Below are 20,072 nucleotides of genomic sequence, written 5' to 3' on the forward strand. Positions count from 1 at the left end.
GTCGCCCTTGTTTCGAATCCCCTTCCTCGTCGCGCTTACCCTTGCCATCGCCTTCGGCGGCGGCATTGCCTCGGCGGTATGGGCGCTGAAAGCGACCGTTGGCTTCGGCTCGATCGCGATCGGCCCCTGGGTCGCCTTTCCCGAGGCGCAGACGGCCAATGCCGACCCCTATGCCAAGGCGCATCGGGCGCGCGCGGGCGAGTTGCTCTATGGCGGCGCCGAAGGGCTGATGTTCAGCGCCCAGGCCGACAGCAAGGGCGAAAAGCTCCAGGCGGCCTGCTCCTATGATGTTGCTGGGCTGACCCCACAGGCCCGCTTCTGGACGCTTTACGCCGCGAATGCAGAGGGCCTGCCGCTGCGGCCCGGCTCCGACCTCCCCTCCGCGCTCAACTCCTGGACAGTGCTGCGCGGTGAAAACAGCAACTTCACCATCCATGTGTCGCCGAACGCGCAGCCCGACAACTGGCTGGCCGTGCGCCACGCGGGCACGTTCCGGCTGGTGCTGACGCTGCTCGATACGCCGACGGCCGGCTCGTCCGGCCTGATCGATCTCGCCATGCCGGTGATCACCAAGACGGGTTGCGGCGATGCGTAGCGTTCTCTTTGCCACGATCCTCGGCCTGGTCGGCGCTGCGCTGCTGCACATCATCATCGTGCTGGCGCTGCCGCAGTTCACGGGCCGTGACGCCTATACCCGCGTCCTCGGGCTTTTGGAGATGGACAGTTTCTTTGCGCTGACCAGCACGCCAGGTCCGACCGGCCTTGCCAACGACGATCCTTATCTGAGAACCGCGGTCTGCAGCTTCTCGATCTCGGACGGACCGGCGCGTTTCCTCGCCAGCGGCAACGTGCCGTTCTGGTCGCTCGCCGTCTTCGACGGCAATTCGAACGAAGTCTTCAGCATGAACGACCACACGGCGGTCAACGGCAAGCTCGACCTCGTCGTCGCAACGCCGATCCAGTTGGTCGAGCTGCGAAAGTCTCCGCCGCAGGCGCTTGCACAATCGATCATGATCGAGATGAAGGAACAGGATGGCTTCGCCGTGCTGAGAGCGATGGCGCCGGTCGACAGCTTCGAAGAGCAGGTCCGCAACTTCCTTGCGGAATCGACCTGCGAACCGTTCCGTCGCTAGACGATCCTTGGATGGACGTCGGGCAACAGCAGCAAGCTTAAAATCTGCGCCGAGATACGCGGCGACGATCCGATTCCGCGTCAAGCGCAGCGGTGCATGGGGATAGGCCCGAGGTACCGGGCAAGAACAGTGACTTTAACGCGACCGTTTCGGTCGCCTATTGCGCTGGAGCGCTGGGGCTCACTGCTTCTTGATGCGGCGTCCGTCCGGTGCGGTCGGCTGCGGGTCGCGATCGAGGCGCTCGTAGCGGATGCCGGTGAACAGCAGCACTTTCGCTCCACCCGAAATGGCCGGAGGCCGGTGCGGCGGTATACGGACCTTGCGGTCCTGAATTCTGATCACGTCTGCCATGCTCGTCTCCACAAAGTCTTGAGACGGATGAACTACCGTACAGATTTCACCCTGCCCTTCTCGGGCCAGCGCATTTTCCCAGATCTTCCCTGGACAGGCGCGCCTTTCTCGTTTGCTCCTTCTTCCGGTCGCCCGGATGTTGCTGTTCTGGTTCACGACACAGCCCGATAATACCGGGTCCACTTCGATTGAGCCACAGGTTGGTTAACAGATTACTAATACACGCTCTGCAACCCCAACCTGCGTTCAGTATGTCTGCCGACCGGCCCTGGCGATGTATCCAAGGTAACAGCGGCAATCCGGGCGAAGCCTCGCCTCTCCCGCTAACGGCGGGACATCAAACCGAACAGGAAGGATACACCCGCAACGGCGACCAGGGTCGATAGCGGCTCGTCGCGCACACGCTCTCTCACGCGCTCTGCGAGGAGATCCGCCTCGCTCTGCACAACCGCTTTCGTACTCGTTCCGATCGCCGAGACCGTTTCCGTCAGCCGGGCGATTTCCGCGCGCAACTCGGCGATCTGTGCATCGACCTCGGCGCGAGCGCCTGATTCCGCTTCACTCACGGCAACTTTTTCCACCGCCTGCAGTTTCTTTTCGACCATTACAACGCTCCCTTGTCTGCGCGGGCTCAACGCGCCGGCTGGCGTTTGGTTCCGCCAAAGTCGGTTGAAAGCGGGTCTTGCGAAACGCAAAACGGGCGACCAGGGCCGCCCGCTCTTTCCACTCAGACTTTTCATCAGACCGGGCCGCGTCGATGCGCGGCGCAAGGATCAGTTCTCGCAGTAGGGATCGTCGATCTGGCAGCGCACCATCGGAGCCGGGCGAGCGCGTTCATAAACGGTGCCGTCGTCCTGCCGGACGCGCACGCCGCCATCGCTACGGCGTTCCCAGTCACGGCGGTCCTCGCGTTCCGTCCGCTGACGGCGCCAGTCGTCGTCGCGCCACTTGTCCTCGTCGCGCTGCTTGCGTTCCCAGTCGCGTTGTTCCTTTCGGCGATCGCGCTCCCAGTCACGGCGGTCGCGCTCGCGCTGCCGCTCCCAGTCGCGGCGATCACGCCGGTCATCGACCCAATCCGGTCCGCGGCGCCAACGGTCGCGCTCGCGATAGAAGTCGCGGCCGCGGTAGTTGCGATCCCAATAGCTGTCGAACTGGAATACGACAGTCGGAATGCCGAGCGGGCGATAGTAGCGCGGCTCGACATAGACGCGGTTGCGGCGATAGTCGGCCTGGACGTAACGCCCGGCAACCCAGCCGCGGCCGCCATAGAACGACACGTCGCACCAGGGAAGGTCGGCAAGGCAGCCGTGGATTTCGACTGATTCGCCCACCGGGATCATCGATACCGCCGGGTAGCGCGTGCTCGGGCCGGAGCGCATGTTGACGTTGGCGGTGGCAAAACCCTCGGCAGCCTGCGCAATCGCCGGGGCCACAAGGAGCGCGCAGACCGCCGCTGCGCGCAGAATAAATTTCTTCACAGTTCCATATCTCCCATGGAGAGGCCCCTCTTCACATGGCCCCAAACGTCGGCGGGCGTCCGGGCCCTTCACCGTCGCCGCGATAACTCATGACAGCATGTGGATTTTTTAAGGCTACGGCTGCGGATGTCCCCGAGTTTTGCCGTGCGATAGCGCGATCCGTGGGCGCATCGCGCGCCCTGGGGGTGCCGCAAGCCTGAATAAAGCTCCAACATCCATAGTTAACAGTGCGCTAACGCTTTTCTTCTAATTTTTGCGACGTGTGCCGTTCCGGATCGCCGGCAATGGCGATCATGTTTTGCGTGCAGGGAATTATCGTGACGGATCGCTTTCGTGAGTTGGAAAGGCCACAGACTGGCCGCTTGAAGGACGTCGTCCTGATGGCGACCGTCACCGGTTTCGAAAGCCTGCGTTTCCCCCGCAAGTCCGACATGAAGCAATTTGCCGAGCTGTTCGAGCCGCTGTTCCTCGGCTCCAGCAACGAAGCCCGCCGCCAGGCGGCAGCAGCCCTTTCGCAATGCCAGCAAATTCCGGAGACTGTCGCAGCGCTGATCGGCGGCATGCCGATTGCCATCGCAGCGATTTTCCTGACCCGCTCGAAGGCGATCGCGGACCGGACGCTGATAACGATCATCCGCGCGCGCGGGCCGGAACATGCCGCCGCCATCGGCCGCCGCCCGAACCTCTCTCCCCTCGTCGTCGATGCGCTCGTCGAACATCACAACCCGCCGGGACTGGCAGCGCGCAGCAGCGCCGTGAAAGCGGCAGAAGCCGAACAAGCGAGCCAGGAAGACGAGGCCGCCTCGTTGCGCTCGGCGCGCGAAGAAGCGCTTCGCCGCGAGATCAAGGCGCTTGCCGGCGCCCGTTCGCGCGATATTCCACAGACGCCGTCGTCGACGACGATTACCGACGTCATGGCTGCACTGCTCGTGCGCTTTGCCAGGAGCGGCGAGATCATCCTGTTTTCGCGTGTCCTCGGCCAGGCCCTCGGCACCAGGGATGCGCAGGTCGAGCGTATCCTGCTCGATATTTCCGGACAGCTCCTTGCAACGAGCCTGTTCGCGCTCGACGTCGAGGCGGCCGATGCGGGTTTCGTGCTTCAGGCCCTTTATCCGCATCTTCGCGAGCCCTTTGGCGACACCAGCCATGCGGCAGCCTTGATCGGCGCCATGGACCGCAGCGCCTGCCGCACGCAACTGGATGCCTGGCTCAAGGTGGAAGCCGAAGAAGCTACGCCCGCGGCACGGCACGAAGCCTATTTTGCCGAAAACACTGCCAACGACACGCGCCACGTCGGCGCGCGCAAGGTTGCAGCCACGTCCGTCAACGTGCAGCCGCAGCGACTGTTTGGCCGCCGCCGCGGCTGATACACGCTTCCGCCCACGCGGGGCATGTCCGGCAATGTCGGCCCAATGGAGCCGAGGTCCCTACCTAGAAGAGCTGTTTCATCGCGTCGATGATCCAACTCCACTCACGACCGGTCGGGGCCTGCGGCGCTTGCCCTTGCAGTATCGCCATCAATTCCTGGTAACGCGCCGAACGCGCGTGGTGCTTGCGGTACTGTTCGAGCTGCCACTCCAGGAAAGCCTCATCCGGCGCCCGCTTCATCGCCCTTGCCGACTGCGCCAGCCAGTCGGCGGCGATTTCTCTGGCGACGGCCGACTGAGGCCCCAGGCCATTGTCGATCGCTGCCCTCACCCGCGCGAAGGTGGCGTCCGCCGCCTGGGCATAGGCGGCGGGATCGAATTCCTCAGTCCACAGGTTCGACATATGGGCGCGCATCTCGGCGGCATAGGCCTTGTCGGACAGCATCTCCATCAGCTCCGCCCAGGCGTCGATCTGTTCGGCTGTCGGGTCTTCGGGCAGATCCGGCGTACCGGCATCCATCATCTTCTTTTTCCACGCCGCATCCACCGGCGCGCTGCCGGCGACGTCATCATAGAAACGCTCGAGCGCGGTACGAAATTCCGTCTTTGAAATCCTGGTCACGGTCCACAATCTCCTGAGATCCGTTGGGGAGGGTTCATGGATCTTCAAAGCCATTCGCAGGGCCGTGGCGATCCGGCGCTTTGACCGGATCTCCGTTTCGAGCGTCCGAAGCCGCAACGCCAGAACGTCGGCAAGCGAGGTTCTATTGGCCAGGATCTTGCGGATATCCGTGAGGCCCACGCCCGCTTCACGCAGGGCAAGCACGAGGTCCAGCCGCGCCAGGTCGGCCCCGGAATACATGCGATAGCCGCTCTCCGTCCGTGCGGAGGGTGGCAGCAACCCCTTGTCCGAGTAAAACCGAAGCCGCCGGACCGGTATGCCGCTCAGCTTCGAAACTTCGCCTATCGAAAAGATTTGATCGTCCATGAACGCGTCCTACGGCCTCCACCAAGTGGAGAGTCAAGCAGGCCGGTGCAATCGGCAAGAGGTGTCAGGGTCGGCCTTTGCCATCGTCGGCAACGACCTCGAACAGGTCGCCGCGGTCGTCCAGTTCGATCTCTACGATCCAGCAATCCGGATCGAAGCGGATCTCGCTTGCAAGCGCCGCATCGACCTTTTCGGCGTCACTGTCCTGCAGCCGCACCTCGAACTTCCGACCGAGATCGATCTCGTCGGCGAAGAAGTTCTGCGGCGCCGGGGCAAAGAGCGTCTCGGTACCCATCCGCGTCCGTTGGCGAATGAAGATTGCGCCAGCGTCCTCCGCTCCCTTGCGCAGCACCGCCGCATAGCCGCCGAGCGAAAACGCACGACGCAGCAGGGACGAGACGAAGATGTGGGACTTCAGGCGCATGGGAGGCTGATACACGCGCACGGCGAAGGAGGCAAATCGCGCCGGAGCGACGACAGGGGTGAGCGCGCATCAAATGCGTCAGAGTGCGCCGATTTCCTTGAGCTTCTTCAGCACTTGCGGATTGGGTTCGCCGGTTTGCGGCAGGCGGTAATGTTTTTCGAAGTGGCGGATCGCTGCGCGCGTCTGCTCTCCGGCAACGCCATCCACCGCCACGTCCGCATAGGCGAGGTTGCTGAGACCCTTCTGGATGTTCAGCACCAGTTCGCTCGACACCGGAATTTCCGCGCGCGGAACGAAGGTGCTTTCCTTTTCGGCCGAGCGGATGGCTGCAGCGACCGGATCAATCTCCACGCCGCCGCCCTTGGTTTCCGAAAGCGGCCGTCCAGCCGGAACCGCGGCGGCCTTTTCAGCCGGTGCAGATCTCAAGACCTGGAGCAACTCGACACTCGCCGCGCCGGTCCCCGTGCGGCCCGCCCGCTCCTCGAAGCGGAGGATCGCCGCAGCCGTCCGCGGGCCGCTCCGTCCGTCCGGCGCGCCGTCATAAAGGCCGATGCGGCCCAGTTCCTTCTGGATCTCCGAGACAAGCTTCGACTGCGCCGGATCCGGCACGCTCGCCACCCGTTCGGGCGACGGCTTTTCCGACTGCGGATCCGCCGACGCGGCCGCGATCACATCCTCGACGTTTTCAGCTTTTGCCTCACCCTCACGCTCGATGACGAAGGTGGTTACCTTTCGCGGCTCGATCTCCTCGCCCTTGGCGATCGCGATGCGCTGCGCCGTTTCGGCACTGACGAGCGGAACGCGGGTGCGCAGAAGCGGCGACGGGTGCGTGCCGTGCTGATACCACATGGCATTGGCCGCAACGAAGGAGAACACGACGAGAAAGGCGGCCGAGCCGCCGGACACCAGCGGATGGCGCGCCATCAGACGACCGGCAAGCCCAGCACCCCGTCCGGCAAGGACCAGCCCGCGCACGGCCAGGCCGGGCGTTTGCCGCGCGGCCTTCTTCCGTTCAGGCTGTTTTCGCTTGCGCGGCGCCATATCCCCGTTCCTCGTTCAAACTTTTCCCCTCGAACCGCCCCCCTTCGGCGGCCGGGGCGACATCACAATCCTTCAGGCGCGGCGGAAATTCCACCGTCACCGGCGTGCGCGCTTCCTCCTGCTCCGCGCAGGCGATACCGGAGCCATCACGCGGCAGCGTGACGACGATAACGGTCCCCTCGCCCTCGCGGCTACGGATGGAAAGTTCTCCGCCGTGCAGCGCAACCAGCCCCTTGACCAGCGAGAGGCCAAGGCCGGTGCCTTCGTAGCGGCGAGTATAGTCGTTCTGGATCTGGACAAAAGGTTGACCAAGCAGCGCCAACTTGTCGGCCGCAATGCCGATGCCGGTATCGCTGACGGACAGCTTCAGCATCGCACCGTCGGCCTCGGCGTCGATCGTGACGACACCGCCCTGATCGGTGAACTTGACGGCGTTGCCGACCAGATTGATGAGGATCTGCTGGAAGGCGCGCTGGTCCGCGTTGATCTCGCCGATGCCGCGGGTGATGCGGCTTGCGAGCTTGACGCCCTTTTCCGTGGCCTGGTGCGACAGCATCGCCTCGCAGGCGGAAACTGCCTCGGCGACACCGAAGGGCTCGGGCATCAGCTCGTAGCGACCGGCCTCGATCTTGCTCATGTCGAGCATGGTGTTGACGACGGAAAGCAGGTGCTCGCCGGACTTGTGGATCAGGCCCACATATTCGCGCTGGCGATCGTTCTCGAGCTTGCCGAAATATTCGCCCGCAAGCACGTCCGAAAAGCCGAGAATAGCGTTGAGCGGCGTGCGCAGTTCGTGGCTGACGGCGGCCAGGAACCGCGTCTTGGCATCGTTTGCCGATACCGCCTCAGCGGTTCTGGCTGCAGCTTCGGCACGCAGGCCCGCTTCCTGCGAGACATCGCGCGACTGGGCGAGGATCGCGACCAGGCGACCATTGTCGTCACGCAGCGGCGCCAGTTCGCAGGACATGTAGACGAACTGTTCGCCCTCGATCGGCAACGTGCGCCGCTCGATGCGGATGTCGACCGTCGCCCGGTCGCCGCCCTGGCGAAGGATGTCGATCGCGCTCAGGAAGGTGATGCGATCGGAAACGTGGATCTGCTCGATGAAACCGCGTCCTGCCGGATCGCGCATCAGGGTCAGATGCTCGGCCGCGTCGCGGCCATGGACGGAAAGCACGTTGCCGCGCAGATCGTGCACGGTCACCAGGCCCGCAAAGAGGTCATAGGCGGCAGAGAGGTCCGGCACGACGGGATCCGATACGGCGGCCACCTCTTCCGGCGCGCGGCCGCGAACAATCGCGCCGGCGGCTGCAAGCAGCGAGGCCGAGGCCCAAAGGGCGGTGCCCAGAGGGAGGGCCGAAGACACGGGCATGGCGAGCGACAGGGCAAGTGGCACCACCGGCAGAGCCGTCAAGGAAACAGCCGCGAGGGTACGCAGGCGCTTCGCATGGCGGAGGTCGGCCGGCGAAGACGCTTCACGACGGGGAAGCCACAGGGCCGCGACCTCGTCCACACGGGACGTCCATCTGCCAGCCATGTTACGCAATACGCTCACGCTTTACCCTGCTACATTTGTTGTTCTTGCGAGACCGACACTCTGTGTTTTCACGACCCTTTGGATCGAGACTCAAGCCGCCTCGTGACATGTCGGAATCTCGCATCCCCGGCTTAATGAAAGAATAAACGCGGCCGTGCCGGAACCGTGCGAAACGGTCGAAAAATCCCGTTTTGAGCCAAATCGGGCGACCTTCATTTCTTGTGGTTAATGGGGCGTAAGCAACGGATTTCCGTGCATTTTCTGCACTGTGTTAACGATTGTGGCGCGGGTTTTGCGGTGTGATTCCCGCTGCCTTCGGGGTTGCCGCGCGCGGCTCTGCCACGAACCTTAACGGCAAACGCTAAAATGCGACACAAATGCCCCCGCAAATCGCCGGACACCGGCATTTCATTAAAATTTGAAGCAAATGCCGCTCGATTTCGAAAAGCCGTCTTGTGATTCCCACCGTAATGTCGATCTCAACAAGGGGCCGGGCACCAAGAGAACGCCGGCAGGCTCCTAAGGTTTAGAAGGTGGCGTGAACGGGTATCAGGGGATACCACGGCGCTGCGGGATGCCGAAGGTGCAAAAGCCGGCTACAAGACTGGCGGGCCGCGGCAGCCGAACGAAGGATGGGCAGAACATGTGGTTTCTCATCAAGGCGACATTCTGGTTTTCGCTGGTGCTGGTGTTGCTGCCATTCCTCGACCCTTCGAGCGCGCAGAAACTCGAACACGCCCCGAAAGTAGAACTGGGCGACACCTTCTCCGCTGCCAATGAGGCGTTCCAGTACATCAGCGCCATCTGCATCCAGAAGCCGGATGTCTGCGAGAAGGGCGCCGAAACCTTCGTTGCGCTGGGCCACCGGGCCCGCGAAGGCGCCCGCATCGCCTACGAATTCCTCGATACCCAGTTTGCCGAAACCGATGCAACGACGCCGGATGCCAAGGTGACGACCGGTACGGTCACGCCGGCTGCCGACGTGGCAGCTCCGGCGACCGAGGTCAGCACCATCGACGCCGAACCCGTCTTCAAGCGCACCCCGGTTCCGGAAAAGCGCCTCGACCCCAAGGCTGCCGTTATCCAGTAACTGCACCCCTTCTGCACATTTCTGACTTACTGCCTGACTTGCCGTCCTGTTGCGGCCGCCGCGAGGAACCCATCCCCTCGCGGCGTTTTCTTTTTTGCGCCCGCAACCGCTGATTTTCTCGCCGCACAGCCACACGCAAGCCCTGCCTGCTTAGGTCCGCCGCACCGATAGGCGGAGGCAGACAATGCAGATTTATGGGCTTTTCTCGAACTCCAGCGTGACACGCCCGACAACGTCCGGCGCCGCCACCGGCACAGTTGGCGAAAGCAAGAGCGCTGCGTCAACCGCCCTGCTTCTTGGCCGCGACGACGAAAGTGCCGCGAACCGCGCTGCTGCCGCCAAAAAGAAGCTCGACGAAGTCAAGGAGCAGCTCCGCATGCTCCGGTTCTTCGCATCGGACCCGGAAACGCTTGCAAGGCTTGCCAAGCAGCTTGCACAACAGCTCGGCACGGCCGCCCAGCAGCTGGCCGGCGACGGGGGAACTGCGAGCGGCGTCTTATCCGCCGCGGCTGCGGCCACCACGGCAGCCACCGCGCTTGCCGATGCCGGTAGCGGGGCGGACGCGTCCGGCGCGCAAGCCGATGCCGCCGCGGCTGGCAGTGAGGCTGAGCCCTCATCGGGACCGGCAAGCTTTGCCGAACGCGCCTATCGCGAATTCGGCGGCGATGACGATGGCTCCGACGCCGTGGCGAAGGTGGCAGCCGAACTCAAATCCGTTGCCGAACAGGTGAAACAACTGCTGCGCAAGGCGGAGCAGGAATTGCGCGCCAAGGGATCCGGCCGTGATGCGGATGAGGCCCGGACTGCCGGCCAGGCGCTTTCGGCGGCCACCGGCAACATCGAGAGCGCTGGCGGCAACGCGACCGTTTCAATCAGTATCCCGACAAGCATCTCGGTCTGACCGGGAGATAGGTACTCCGCGCCGCCGTACATTTGCCGGTTCTCAATGGCTCTGCCATCGCCTATATGAAGGCTGAAAGCCCGAGCGCCTGAAGGCGGCGGGCAAGAACAGGGATGAAAGTGTTCGCGGCAAGGGCCGGCGAGCTTATAATCTCCCGACGAATGGACCGGACCATGACGACGCTCGACCAGATCATCGACGATTTCGCCTTTCTTGAAGAATGGGAGGATCGCTATCGCTATGTGATCGAGCTCGGCAAGGCGCTGCCGGAGATGCCTGAAGCCAAGCGCACACAGGAAAACAAGGTGCAGGGCTGCGCCAGCCAGGTCTGGCTCGTCACCAATGTGGCCGGCAATCCCGAGGATCCCGTCCTCAGCTTCGAAGGCGAGTCCGACGCCCATATCGTGCGCGGACTGGTCGCCATCGTGCTGGCCATCTACTCCGGCAAGCATGCCTCCGAAATCGCCCGGATCGACGCGATCGACACCTTCGGCAAGATCGGCCTGATCGAACACCTTTCGACCCAGCGCGCCAACGGCCTGCGCTCGATGATCCGCCGCATCAAGAACGAGGCGGAGCTTCGCCTGGCGGCCTGACGCGCAGGCATTGGCGAGCATTGAGTGTTCAAGACGCGCGACCTTTCACGGACCATTGCGCGTCCGGCATGACGCGCGGCGCTGTAGTGGCAATCGTCGTGGCCGGACTTCGGGACGCCGACGTTTTGCAGCTGCCTCTCCTGGAGGGTGCACCAGCACGTCGCCTGATCGAGCCAAATTCCGGCATCGACGCGGGAAAACGTCAGGGGCGAACCGTCCCGCTTGCCCCATGTCAGCGTCCTGCATGAAGACTGACCTCTTCGTCCGCCGGATGGTCGAGCATGGCCGATGTCACGGCGTCCTTCCAACGGTTGGTCAGAAAATCAATCAAGGCCCGGGCGGCCGGACCCATGGGCCGGGACGGACAAACACAATAGACGCCCGTCTCCTTTCCTGCCCAACGGGGGAGTACCTGGACCAATTTGCCGCTGCGGATCGACGCGGCCATGGTCACCTCAGAATGAAAGGCGATGCCTTGGCCATCGATGGCAAGCTGATGGACCGCGTCTCCGTTGTCGGCACGCACCCTCCCGCGCGGCCGAAAGGACCGTTCTCCGGTCGGGCCGAACAACCGCCAGATCTCACCGTCGTGGTTTGCCGTCGACACGACGCATTCGTACCGCTTGAGTTCATCAATCTCCGCCGGATCGCCATGGATTTCGAGATAGGCCGGCGAGGCCACGAGAATTCGACGATTGCTGAGAAGTTTGCGGGCGACCAGGCTCGAGTCCTGGAGATTGCCGATACGGATTGCAACCGTAACACCCTCGGCGACGAGATCGACGTATCGGTCGGTCATCAGAAGGTCGAGCCGCAGTTGCGGGTAAGCGGCGAGGAAGGCCGACAGATATGGCACGACGTGATTGCGGCCAAACGAGACGGATACGCTAAGCTTGAGTGTGCCGGCCGGCAGGTCCCGTTCATTGCGCGCCCGTAGCTGCGCATGATGCAATTGCTCCAATGCCGCCGCGCAGTCGCTGAAATAGCGCTGCCCCGCGTCCGTCAGGGACATTGCTCGCGTCGTGCGGCTGATCAACAGCACGCCGATCTGTTGTTCCAGTGCTTTGACGAGCCGGCTGACGGAGGACGGCGTCATGTTGAGATCGCGTGCCGCCTTTGCGAAGCTCTGGTGCTTGACCACAGCGACGAAGGCCTGCACCAGATGCAGGGACGGCCCGTCCATTGCTTCCCCTCCGGAATGAATGCCTGAAAATCCTAGCTATTATCTTTAGATCTCGCAATTGCGACGAGTGGCTTTCTTTAAATGGAGGTCACCTTGAACAGCAACGACAACGCCGCAATTTTCCACGCGCTTCATCACCAATCTGAGCCGCTGCGCCTGCCCAATGCCTGGGATGCCGGTAGCGCACTCTTGATCGAGCGGCTCGGGGCCGATGCCATTGCGACGACCAGCGCCGGCGTAGCATGGTCACTCGGCTATCGTGACGGCGACGCCCTTCCACTGGACCGGCACCTGGCAAGCGTCGCAGCAATCGCCCGCGTCATCAGTGTGCCGCTCAGCGTCGACATTGAAGCGGGCTACGCAGATGACGAGGCGGAGATCGCCCGGACGACCGCTCGTTTCATCGAGGCCGGCGCGGTTGGGATCAACATCCAGGATGGCGCCGGCACGCCGGATCTGCTCTGCCGCAAGATCGAGCAGGCCCGAGAAACGGCGGAGCGGCTTGGCATCAGACTCTACATCAACGCGCGCACGGATGTTTACGCGCGAGCGCTCGCAGCCGCCAGCGACCGTGTGAAGGAGGTGCTTGCCCGCGCCAGGCAGTACCGGGACGCGGGAGCCGACGGCTTGTTCGTGCTCGGGGTGACCGATCGGACCGAGATTCGTGAAATCGCAAAAGGCACCGAACTGCTGCTGAACGTCATTGCCTGGCCCGGCCTGCCTGCCGCCACTGAACTATCCGAGCTTGGTGTTTCTCGGATCAGCGTCGGGTCATGGATTCCCCAGACGTTGTGGCTGCAGACGTCGACGTTGGTGACGAACTTCCTCGCCGATGGGCGGTCCGAGGCGCTCTTTGAGCATGCGACGCCGTATCCGGAGATCAATGCACATTTTTGAGCCGCGCTGGATGCGCCCACGCACCAGACGCCAAGGGCGGTCATGATACGTTGAGATGCTTCATCCAGGCGGCTGAAACACGATGGCCGGGCGCATAGGCCCGGCCATCGTGATTGAATTTCCCGCTCACGGCCAGGCAGCCACCACGGGCTGCCCGCATCTTCAGCGGGACGACCAGTCTTACTTGCCGCGGCGCTTGCGGCGCTGGCCGAGGCCCATTTCCTTGGCGAGGCGCGAGCGTGCTTCCGCATAGGCGGGCGCGACCATCGGGTAATCGGTCGGCAGGTCCCATTTCTCGCGGTATTCTTCCGGCGACAGATTATGGTGGGTCATCAGGTGGCGCTTCAGCGACTTGAAGGTGCCGCCGCATTCGAGGCAGGTGATCTGGTCGTCCTGAACGGACTTGCGAACCGATACGGCCGGCTTCGGCTTTTCGACGGGAATGACGACCGGCGCGGGAGCCGCCGTGTTGTTCAGCGCCGAATGCACATCTGCGATCAGCGTGGGAAGCTCGGCGACCGGAACCACATGATTGCTGACGTAGGCGGCAACGATTTCCGCTGTCAGCTCAACCAGAAGTTCATGGCTCGCGCCAAGCGCTGTTTCAGTCATTTCTTTCTCCTATCGGACTTAAGCACAACCCGAAACGGCGTTTCGGGGGAGGAACGCTTGCAAGAGCCGTCAGGAAGCCTTGGCTGCCTTGGGATGGACCATCAACGCGGCAAGGAGAAACACCGGCCGCGATATCAAGAGCTGGAACTTGATTACAAAACCTGCTGCCGAGTCACCGGTGACGACCGAACTCTCAAAGCAACGATCAACATTCACAACTCAAGCTGGAATTTCAGATCAAAGTATTTTCCACGACGACACTTTACATTTACTCGATTAACATCGATGCGCGAAATGTCCAAACATAAATTTAGCGGCACTTAGCAAGTTTATCTCCAAATTGCTAAAATGGCCACACTCGATCGTAATGTTCTGAAATACAGTTTCAGAACTGTCGTCGATCAGTCGCGACGCGGCTCTTCCTTTTGCGGAAGCTGATCTATGACAGACAGCTTAGTCAGCCTGTAACCTGCCTGATGTGCGGCTTTTGCCAAGAGATGAGCCGAGATCGGCGCAGTCAGAACGAAGAAAAAGAAGCCTGCAAGCGCGCGAATCAAAATAGCCGGATCGAGAGAATGCACGCCCGCGGCCAGAAGCAACAGGCCCGATCCGATCGTGCCGGCCTTGGAGGCCGCATGCATGCGCGTATAGAGATCGGGGAAACGGATGATGCCGATCGCCGCCAGCAGCGAAAAGATCGCACCGCCGACCAACAGGACGGCGACCAGCAGGGTAACGGCCATATCGAGCACCGGGCTCATCGGCGTCCTCCCTTGCGCTTGCGCTGCGTCGATTTGCCCCTTGGCGCGGACCCGCCTTTGGCCTGCGGCACGCGTCCGTCGGCGGCTGCTTTCTCGGGCGAGAGGCCGCGCGCCAGCACGAAGCGAGCAAAAGCAACCGTCGCCAGGAAGCCGACAAGGCCGAGCGCGATGGCAATGTCGATGTAGAGGTTGAAGCCGGTGCGAATGGCAACGACGGCGATGAGGCCGATGGCGATCGCGACCAGCATATCGAGGCCGAGCACGCGGTCCGGCAGCGTCGGGCCGCGAATGATGCGCCAGACCGTTATCAGCAGCGCTGCCGACAACGCGGCCAGCGCAAAGCCGGTGGCGAGGGCGAGGATCTGCGCCGACAGGGTCATTCGAAGGCCTCCTTGATCCGGCGCTCGAAGCCATTGGCGATATCGCGCCTGAGGCCGCCCGGATCGGCGCAGTCGAGCGCATGGACATAGAGCGTCTTGCGATCGTCGGAGACGTCGACCGACAGCGTTCCCGGCGTCAGCGTGATGAGATTGGCCAGCAGCGCGATTTCGAAGTCGCTCTTGACCGTCAGCGGATAGGCGAAGATGCCGGGCTTCAGCACCATCTTCGGCTGGATGACCAGCAGGGCGACCTTGGTCGCCGAGATCGCCAGTTCCTTGAAGAACAGCGCGGTCAGCAGGAAGAGCTTGATCGGGCGCACCGGGTAGGCAACGGGCTCAAGCTCGCGCCGGATGAGAAAGAGCGACAGCGCTCCGACGGCAAAACCGAGGATCAGGTTGGCCGGCGAGAAGCTGGCGCTGATCGCGCCCCAGATCGCCGTGAACACGAGATTGATGGTCAGGAACTTGGTCACGGGGCACCTCCCGGGAAGACCGAGTTCAGGTAGGCCGACGGTTCGGAAAGGCCTGCAGCGGCATTCTGAACCATGGATAGCAGCGGCTCGGGGTAAAGACCGATGGCGAGCGCCAGCACAGTCAAGGCGGTGAGCGGCAATAGTGCCGCCGGCGCGATCGTCGCGGACGCAGAGGCGCCCTCACTGGACCCCGCATCGCGCCAATAGGCGAGCAGGAAAAAGCGGCCGGTGACGATGGTCGTGAGGAAGCCGGTCAGAAGCAGGACGGCTGCCAGCCACCAGGCGCCGATATCGAGCGCCGCCTTGACCAGCATGACCTTTGGCCAGAAGCCGGAGAACGGCGGCAGGCCGGACACGGCGAAGGCCAGCATGAGCGTCAGCGCGGCGAAACCGGCATGGCGGCGATAGAGGCCTGCCAGCGACGTTAGCGAGAAGCTGCCGCCGAGCCTCGCTGCGACACCGGACGCGAGGTAAAGCGCGGTCATGACGAGCATCGAATGCAGCGCATAGAAGATCGCGCCACCGATACCGCCCGGGCCGCCGACGGCGACGCCAGCGAGTATCGAGCCGATGCCGGAGACGACGAGATAGCCGAGCATGCGGCGGAAGTCCGACTGCGCCAGCGCACCAAGCACGCCGACGAGCATCGTCAGCGCGCCGGCAATGGCGATGACGAAGCTCAACTCCTCGCGCTCGACCGGCAGCAGCATGACGGTAACGCGGATGAGCGCGTAGATCCCGACCTTGGTGAGAAGGCCGGCAAACAGGGCCGACACCACCACGCGCGGCGTATGGTAGGAGGCCGGCAGCCAGAAATTCACCGGGAAGGCGGCAGCCTTCATGCCGAAGGCAAGCAGGAACAGCGCCGTCAGCGTCATCAGCGGCGCAGTGCCCGCGAGCCCCTCGGCCTTGCGGGCAAGGTCGGCCATGTTGAGCGTGCCGAAGCTTGCATAGAGATACCCCGTGGTGATCAGGAACAGGGTGGTCGCAACGAGGTTGAGGAAGCCGTATTTCACCGCGCCGTCGATCTGCTCGCGTTCGGAGCCGAGCACGATCAGGCCGAAGGACGAGATCAGCAGCACCTCGAACCAGACGTAGAGATTGAAGACATCGCCGGTCAGGAAGGCGCCGGACACACCCGCCATCAGCAGCATCAGGAACGGATAGAAGCCGTAGCGCCGGCCGCTGTCGTTGATATCGGCAAGCGAATAGATGCCGCCTGCAAGCGCCACGACGGAGGCGGTGAGCGCAAAGAGCGCGCCAGTCAGGTCGACGGTGAAGGCAATGCCGAAGGGTGGCAGCCAGCGCCCCATCACCATCGTTACGGGTCCGCTTGCAAGCACATGGCGCAGAAGAAGCACATCGATGATGACGAGCCCGGCCAGTCCGGCAACGGCGACGTAGGGATGCCAATCGATCTTCCGGCGCAGCATTACGAGCAGCGCGCCGATTGCGAGGCACCAGGCAACCGGCAGGATCACCAGCCAGTCGGCAGACGCGACGGGCTCGAGCACGAGCGCGGCGGAGAGATCTGCGGGAGGAGAGGTTGTCGCGGCCATGGGTCGGTCAGTATCCAAGCGGCGGGGCCGGCTCGTCCTTCGGCTCGGCAACGCGCATCTCGTCGGTATTGTCGGTTTGCAGCTCCTCGTAGGCCCGCCAGGCGAGTACCAGCAGGAACGCGAAGAAGGAGAAGGAGATGACGATCGCTGTCAGGATCAGCGCCTGCGGCAGGGCGTTGGCGGCGGGACCGACGAGCGCATCCTGATCGCCAGGGACGACCGGTGGCACGCCGCGGGTCAGCCGACCACCGGTGAAGATCAAAAGGTTGACGGCATTGCCGAGGATGGCGACGCCCAGCAGCACCCGGATGATATACTTCGACAGGAGCAGATAGACGGCGACCGTGAAGAAGATGCCGACAAGCAGAGCGAACCAGGCTTCCATCACTCGTTTCCCCGCTCTTCGAGCGAAAGCGCAATCGAACTGATCGCGCCGACGACCACCAGATAGACGCCGCAATCGAACAGCATCACCGTCGAGAGCGGTACTTCCAGGCCGAGCACCGAAGGATAGATCCACAGGCCGGTCATGAAGGGCACGCGGGCGGCGATCGAGACCAGGCCGGCGACCGTCGCGGCCAGGAGGCCCGCCCCGGCAATCGCCATCGGGTGGAAATAGATCGCACGACGCACCGTCTCGACGCCGCAGGCGATGCCGTAGATCGCCAGCGCCGACACCGCGATCAGGCCGCCGATGAAACCCCCGCCGGGCTCGTTGTGGCCGCGCAACAGGACGAAGATCGAAAACAACACCATCAGGCTCGTCAGGAACGGCGCGACGGCGCGGAAAATCACCGACTTCATGCGCGCTCCTCCGCATCCGGATCGTTATCGGCGATACGCCGGAGCGAACCTGCCCTCAGGCGAACGAGCGACAGGATCGCAAGGCCCGTGACCATCACCACGGCGATCTCACCGAGCGTGTCCGTGCCGCGGAAATCGACGATGATGACGTTCACCACATTGGCGCCGTGGGCGATCGACTTCGAATAGAGGTTGAAGAAGTCGGTGAGCGTCGTATCGAAAGGCACCCCCGTCACCTTCAGCAGCATCAGCCCGAAGCCGAGACCGCAGGCGAGTGCGATGGCGAGATCCGGGATCTTCTGCGCAAGCGGACGATGGTCCGACGGCGAAAGCCGGAGCCGCGTCATCACCAGCGCAAGCACGACAACCGAAAGCGTCTCGATCATGAACTGAGTAAAGGCCAGATCCGGTGCGCCGTAGAGCAGGAAGATAACGGCGACGGCAAAGCCCTGGATGCCGAGCGAGACGATGGCGGTCAGCCGGTCGGCGGCAAGCACCACCGCGACGAGGCCGATGACCGCGATCGCCATGATCGCCAGTTCATGCAGCGGCACGTCTGCGGCAAAGAACGGCGCGCGCGGGAACTCGCCATAGGCGATCGGCACGACCAGGAGCACGAAGGCGACCAGGATGAAGGTGGCGGTCATGTAGACTTCGAGGCGCCCCGACTGCAGCCGGCGCGTCAGCGCGACGGAGAAACGGACGAGGCCGCGAATGAACTGGTCGAAGCCGCGATCCGGACCCCAGCCGATATCGGAAAGGATCGTCGCCATGAAGGCGCGCACGCGGTCAAGCTTCAGGTAGAACGCGATGCCGATCAATGCGGTCGCAGCCGACATGGCGAGCGGCACCCCGATGTGCGGGAAGACCGCTATCGTCACCGCGCGCGGTTCGCCCGCGATCGCCGACGCCATCGGCGTCGATACCAGTTCGTGCGTCAGCCCCGAAAGCAAGGCGGCGGAGAGCCCCTTGGCCGCGAGCAGCGCAGGGCCGAGCCAGAGCAGGATCGGCGCCTCGTGCGCCGCCTTCGGCGTCTCGACCTTGGCGCCGATGAACGGCTTCAGCGCGACCGCAAAGGCCACCGCGAACATCAGCGCGTTGCCGAGGATCGCGATTGCGGCAAAGACCAGGGAACGGCGATCAAAACCGGAGAGAGCGTAGTAGATCTCCTCCTTGGCGATGAAGCCGAAGAAAGGAAACAGCCCGCCCATCGAGAATGCCGCGGCAAGCGCGATGACGAAGGTGAGCGGCATGGCGGAGCGAAGGCCCCCGAGCCTCGTAACGTCGCGCGTGCCGGTCTCGTGATCGATGATGCCGGCGACCATGAACAGGGCACCCTTGAACAGCGAATGGGCGACGAGGTAGAGCACCGCCGCTTCGATCGCATGGGGCACGTCAAGCCCGATCAGCATGACCAGCAGGCCGAGCGACGCCATCGTCGTATAGGCGAGCATCAGTTTCAGATCGGTCTGGCGGCAGGCAAGAGCCGCGCCAATGACGAGCGTGGCACCCCCGAAGAGCGGCAGAAGGATCTGCCACTCGGGCGTGCCGCCGAGCACCGGGTTCAGCCGCATCAGCAAGTAGACGCCAGCCTTCACCATGGTCGCCGAGTGCAGGTAGGCGGAGACGGGCGTCGGGGCTTCCATCGCGTTCGGCAGCCAGAAATGGAAGGGGAACTGCGCCGACTTGGTAAAAGCGCCGCCGAGAACGAGAAGGAGTGCCGCCAGATAGAACGGGCTTTCGCGCATTTCCGGCCCGAACGCCGACAGCAGCGAGAGTTGGGTGACGCCGCTGACGTTCCAGATGATCAGCAGTCCGGCAAGCAGGAACAGGCCCCCGCCCCCGGTCACGACCAGCGCCTGCAGGGCCGCGCGCCGCGCCGCCTCGCGAGAATGATCAAAACCGATCAGCAGGAACGAGGTGATCGAGGTCAGTTCCCAGAACACGAACAGCATCAGGAAGCTGTCGGAGACCACGAGCCCGAGCATCGAGCCCATGAACATCAGGATGAAGGAAAAGAACCGGCCCTGCTGCGGGTGGCCTTTCAGATAGCCGCCGGCATAAAGCACGATCAGCATGCCGATGCCGGCAATCAACAGGACGAATGTGAGCGACAGCCCGTCGATCAGCCAGGAAAAGCTGACATTGAACGAGGGTATCCAGGCGTAACCGCCCGTAACCACCTCGCCCTTGGCCACTTCCGGCCAGAAACCGGCGAAGTGCAGAACGACGCCCAGGGGGAACAGCGCAAGCACCCAGGCCGCATTGTGGCCGAGAAGGCGCGTCAGAAGCGGCGCGAGCAATGCCGCGACGAAAGGCAGTGCAAGGGCCAGAAATGTCAGGGCCGCAACATCCATCGTCCAGGCCTGCTCCTTTTAATTCATCGTATAATCGATCGAACCCCCGACATAAAAGAAGGGTGTTGGGGTCTCAAGCCTTATCCAGATAAAATCGGCGTTATGTGTCCGTCAGTTCGGCCGAACGAACCGAAGCAGAG

At 63.2% G+C, this 20,072-nt stretch carries 23 protein-coding genes; 7 read left to right on the top strand and 16 right to left on the bottom strand.

Going from position 1 to position 20,072, the window contains the following annotated elements:
* Nucleotides 1-7: 7 nt before the first annotated feature.
* Nucleotides 8-595, top strand: coding sequence for a DUF1214 domain-containing protein (locus tag ACIQUG_RS15445; protein WP_192447460.1), 588 nt, complete (start codon nt 8-10; stop codon nt 593-595).
* Complete coding sequence (locus ACIQUG_RS15450; RefSeq protein WP_043620085.1) at nt 588-1,133, top strand: membrane protein; 546 nt, start codon at nt 588-590, stop codon at nt 1,131-1,133. The genes ACIQUG_RS15445 and ACIQUG_RS15450 overlap by 8 nt, the downstream gene beginning before the upstream one ends.
* 180 nt (nt 1,134-1,313) lie before the next feature.
* On the opposite strand, the gene ACIQUG_RS15455 is transcribed toward ACIQUG_RS15450, so the two are convergent.
* The 3 genes from ACIQUG_RS15455 to ACIQUG_RS15465 all read right to left on the bottom strand — a co-directional run bounded on the left by ACIQUG_RS15455 (nt 1,314) and on the right by ACIQUG_RS15465 (nt 2,962).
* A complete protein-coding gene (locus tag ACIQUG_RS15455; protein ID WP_164475067.1) occupies nt 1,314-1,484 on the bottom strand; it encodes a hypothetical protein in 171 nt (56 codons plus the stop codon).
* Nucleotides 1,485-1,807: 323 nt separating this feature from the next.
* Nucleotides 1,808-2,089 carry a hypothetical protein gene (locus ACIQUG_RS15460; RefSeq protein ID WP_043620087.1) on the bottom strand — a complete coding sequence of 94 codons (282 nt, stop codon included), beginning with the start codon at nt 2,087-2,089 and terminating at the stop codon, nt 1,808-1,810.
* 168 nt (nt 2,090-2,257) lie between these two features.
* Nucleotides 2,258-2,962: an SH3 domain-containing protein gene (locus ACIQUG_RS15465; protein ID WP_402323072.1), complete on the bottom strand. Its 705-nt coding sequence runs from the start codon at nt 2,960-2,962 to the stop codon at nt 2,258-2,260.
* Between the two features lie 293 nt (nt 2,963-3,255).
* Here ACIQUG_RS15465 and ACIQUG_RS15470 point away from each other — a divergent pair, with 293 nt between their 5' ends.
* Nucleotides 3,256-4,329, top strand: a complete 1,074-nt coding sequence (locus ACIQUG_RS15470) for a DUF2336 domain-containing protein (RefSeq protein ID WP_402323725.1) — start codon at nt 3,256-3,258, stop codon at nt 4,327-4,329.
* A gap of 64 nt (nt 4,330-4,393) precedes the next feature.
* Here the strand turns inward: ACIQUG_RS15470 and ACIQUG_RS15475 are convergent, their stop codons facing one another.
* The 4 genes from ACIQUG_RS15475 to ACIQUG_RS15490 all read right to left on the bottom strand — a co-directional run bounded on the left by ACIQUG_RS15475 (nt 4,394) and on the right by ACIQUG_RS15490 (nt 8,319).
* Nucleotides 4,394-5,317 (bottom strand): MerR family transcriptional regulator, encoded by a 924-nt coding sequence (locus ACIQUG_RS15475; RefSeq protein ID WP_402323073.1) that lies wholly within the window; start codon nt 5,315-5,317, stop codon nt 4,394-4,396.
* A 64-nt stretch (nt 5,318-5,381) separates the two neighbouring features.
* On the bottom strand, nt 5,382-5,741 hold the full coding sequence (locus ACIQUG_RS15480) for a DUF1491 family protein (RefSeq protein WP_205239249.1): 360 nt from the start codon (nt 5,739-5,741) through the stop codon (nt 5,382-5,384).
* 78 nt (nt 5,742-5,819) lie between these two features.
* Nucleotides 5,820-6,782, bottom strand: a complete 963-nt coding sequence (locus ACIQUG_RS15485; protein WP_402323074.1) for a peptidoglycan-binding protein — start codon at nt 6,780-6,782, stop codon at nt 5,820-5,822.
* Complete coding sequence (locus ACIQUG_RS15490) at nt 6,754-8,319, bottom strand: sensor histidine kinase (protein WP_402323726.1); 1,566 nt, start codon at nt 8,317-8,319, stop codon at nt 6,754-6,756. The genes ACIQUG_RS15485 and ACIQUG_RS15490 overlap by 29 nt, the downstream gene beginning before the upstream one ends.
* Nucleotides 8,320-8,962: 643 nt before the next feature.
* Between ACIQUG_RS15490 and ACIQUG_RS15495 the strand changes: the two genes are divergently transcribed.
* The 3 genes from ACIQUG_RS15495 (at nt 8,963) to ACIQUG_RS15505 (ending at nt 10,906) form a co-directional block, all read left to right on the top strand.
* Nucleotides 8,963-9,409: a DUF5330 domain-containing protein gene (locus ACIQUG_RS15495; RefSeq protein WP_402323075.1), complete on the top strand. Its 447-nt coding sequence runs from the start codon at nt 8,963-8,965 to the stop codon at nt 9,407-9,409.
* A gap of 184 nt (nt 9,410-9,593) precedes the next feature.
* A complete protein-coding gene (locus tag ACIQUG_RS15500) occupies nt 9,594-10,310 on the top strand; it encodes a hypothetical protein (protein ID WP_402323076.1) in 717 nt (238 codons plus the stop codon).
* Between the two features lie 173 nt (nt 10,311-10,483).
* Nucleotides 10,484-10,906: a SufE family protein gene (locus ACIQUG_RS15505; RefSeq protein WP_402323077.1), complete on the top strand. Its 423-nt coding sequence runs from the start codon at nt 10,484-10,486 to the stop codon at nt 10,904-10,906.
* A gap of 232 nt (nt 10,907-11,138) precedes the next feature.
* Here ACIQUG_RS15505 and ACIQUG_RS15510 read toward each other — a convergent pair whose 3' ends face one another.
* Nucleotides 11,139-12,089 carry a LysR family transcriptional regulator gene (locus ACIQUG_RS15510; protein WP_402323078.1) on the bottom strand — a complete coding sequence of 317 codons (951 nt, stop codon included), beginning with the start codon at nt 12,087-12,089 and terminating at the stop codon, nt 11,139-11,141.
* A 93-nt stretch (nt 12,090-12,182) separates the two neighbouring features.
* Here ACIQUG_RS15510 and ACIQUG_RS15515 point away from each other — a divergent pair, with 93 nt between their 5' ends.
* Entirely contained in the window at nt 12,183-12,986 is an 804-nt protein-coding gene (locus ACIQUG_RS15515) for an isocitrate lyase/phosphoenolpyruvate mutase family protein (RefSeq protein ID WP_402323079.1), read from the top strand.
* A 180-nt stretch (nt 12,987-13,166) separates the two neighbouring features.
* On the opposite strand, the gene mucR is transcribed toward ACIQUG_RS15515, so the two are convergent.
* From mucR to ACIQUG_RS15555, 8 genes are all read right to left on the bottom strand, one after another.
* Entirely contained in the window at nt 13,167-13,598 is a 432-nt protein-coding gene (mucR, locus tag ACIQUG_RS15520) for an exopolysaccharide biosynthesis transcriptional regulator MucR (RefSeq protein WP_043620098.1), read from the bottom strand.
* A gap of 401 nt (nt 13,599-13,999) precedes the next feature.
* Nucleotides 14,000-14,341: a monovalent cation/H(+) antiporter subunit G gene (mnhG, locus tag ACIQUG_RS15525; RefSeq protein ID WP_402323727.1), complete on the bottom strand. Its 342-nt coding sequence runs from the start codon at nt 14,339-14,341 to the stop codon at nt 14,000-14,002.
* 14 nt (nt 14,342-14,355) lie between these two features.
* Complete coding sequence (locus tag ACIQUG_RS15530; RefSeq protein WP_402323080.1) at nt 14,356-14,739, bottom strand: cation:proton antiporter; 384 nt, start codon at nt 14,737-14,739, stop codon at nt 14,356-14,358.
* A complete protein-coding gene (locus tag ACIQUG_RS15535) occupies nt 14,736-15,212 on the bottom strand; it encodes a Na+/H+ antiporter subunit E (protein ID WP_043620102.1) in 477 nt (158 codons plus the stop codon). Before ACIQUG_RS15535 ends, ACIQUG_RS15530 begins: the two co-directional genes overlap by 4 nt.
* Nucleotides 15,209-16,771, bottom strand: a complete 1,563-nt coding sequence (locus ACIQUG_RS15540; RefSeq protein ID WP_402323081.1) for a Na+/H+ antiporter subunit D — start codon at nt 16,769-16,771, stop codon at nt 15,209-15,211. Before ACIQUG_RS15540 ends, ACIQUG_RS15535 begins: the two co-directional genes overlap by 4 nt.
* Nucleotides 16,772-16,778: 7 nt before the next feature.
* Nucleotides 16,779-17,156: a Na+/H+ antiporter subunit C gene (locus tag ACIQUG_RS15545; RefSeq protein ID WP_192447472.1), complete on the bottom strand. Its 378-nt coding sequence runs from the start codon at nt 17,154-17,156 to the stop codon at nt 16,779-16,781.
* A complete protein-coding gene (locus ACIQUG_RS15550) occupies nt 17,156-17,575 on the bottom strand; it encodes a Na(+)/H(+) antiporter subunit B (RefSeq protein ID WP_402323082.1) in 420 nt (139 codons plus the stop codon). The genes ACIQUG_RS15545 and ACIQUG_RS15550 overlap by 1 nt, the downstream gene beginning before the upstream one ends.
* On the bottom strand, nt 17,572-19,932 hold the full coding sequence (locus ACIQUG_RS15555; RefSeq protein WP_402323083.1) for a putative monovalent cation/H+ antiporter subunit A: 2,361 nt from the start codon (nt 19,930-19,932) through the stop codon (nt 17,572-17,574). Before ACIQUG_RS15555 ends, ACIQUG_RS15550 begins: the two co-directional genes overlap by 4 nt.
* Nucleotides 19,933-20,072: the final 140 nt, after the last annotated feature.

This window comes from Ensifer sp. NPDC090286 (assembly GCF_044769565.1).
Taxonomy (GTDB): Bacteria; Pseudomonadota; Alphaproteobacteria; order Rhizobiales; family Rhizobiaceae; genus Ensifer.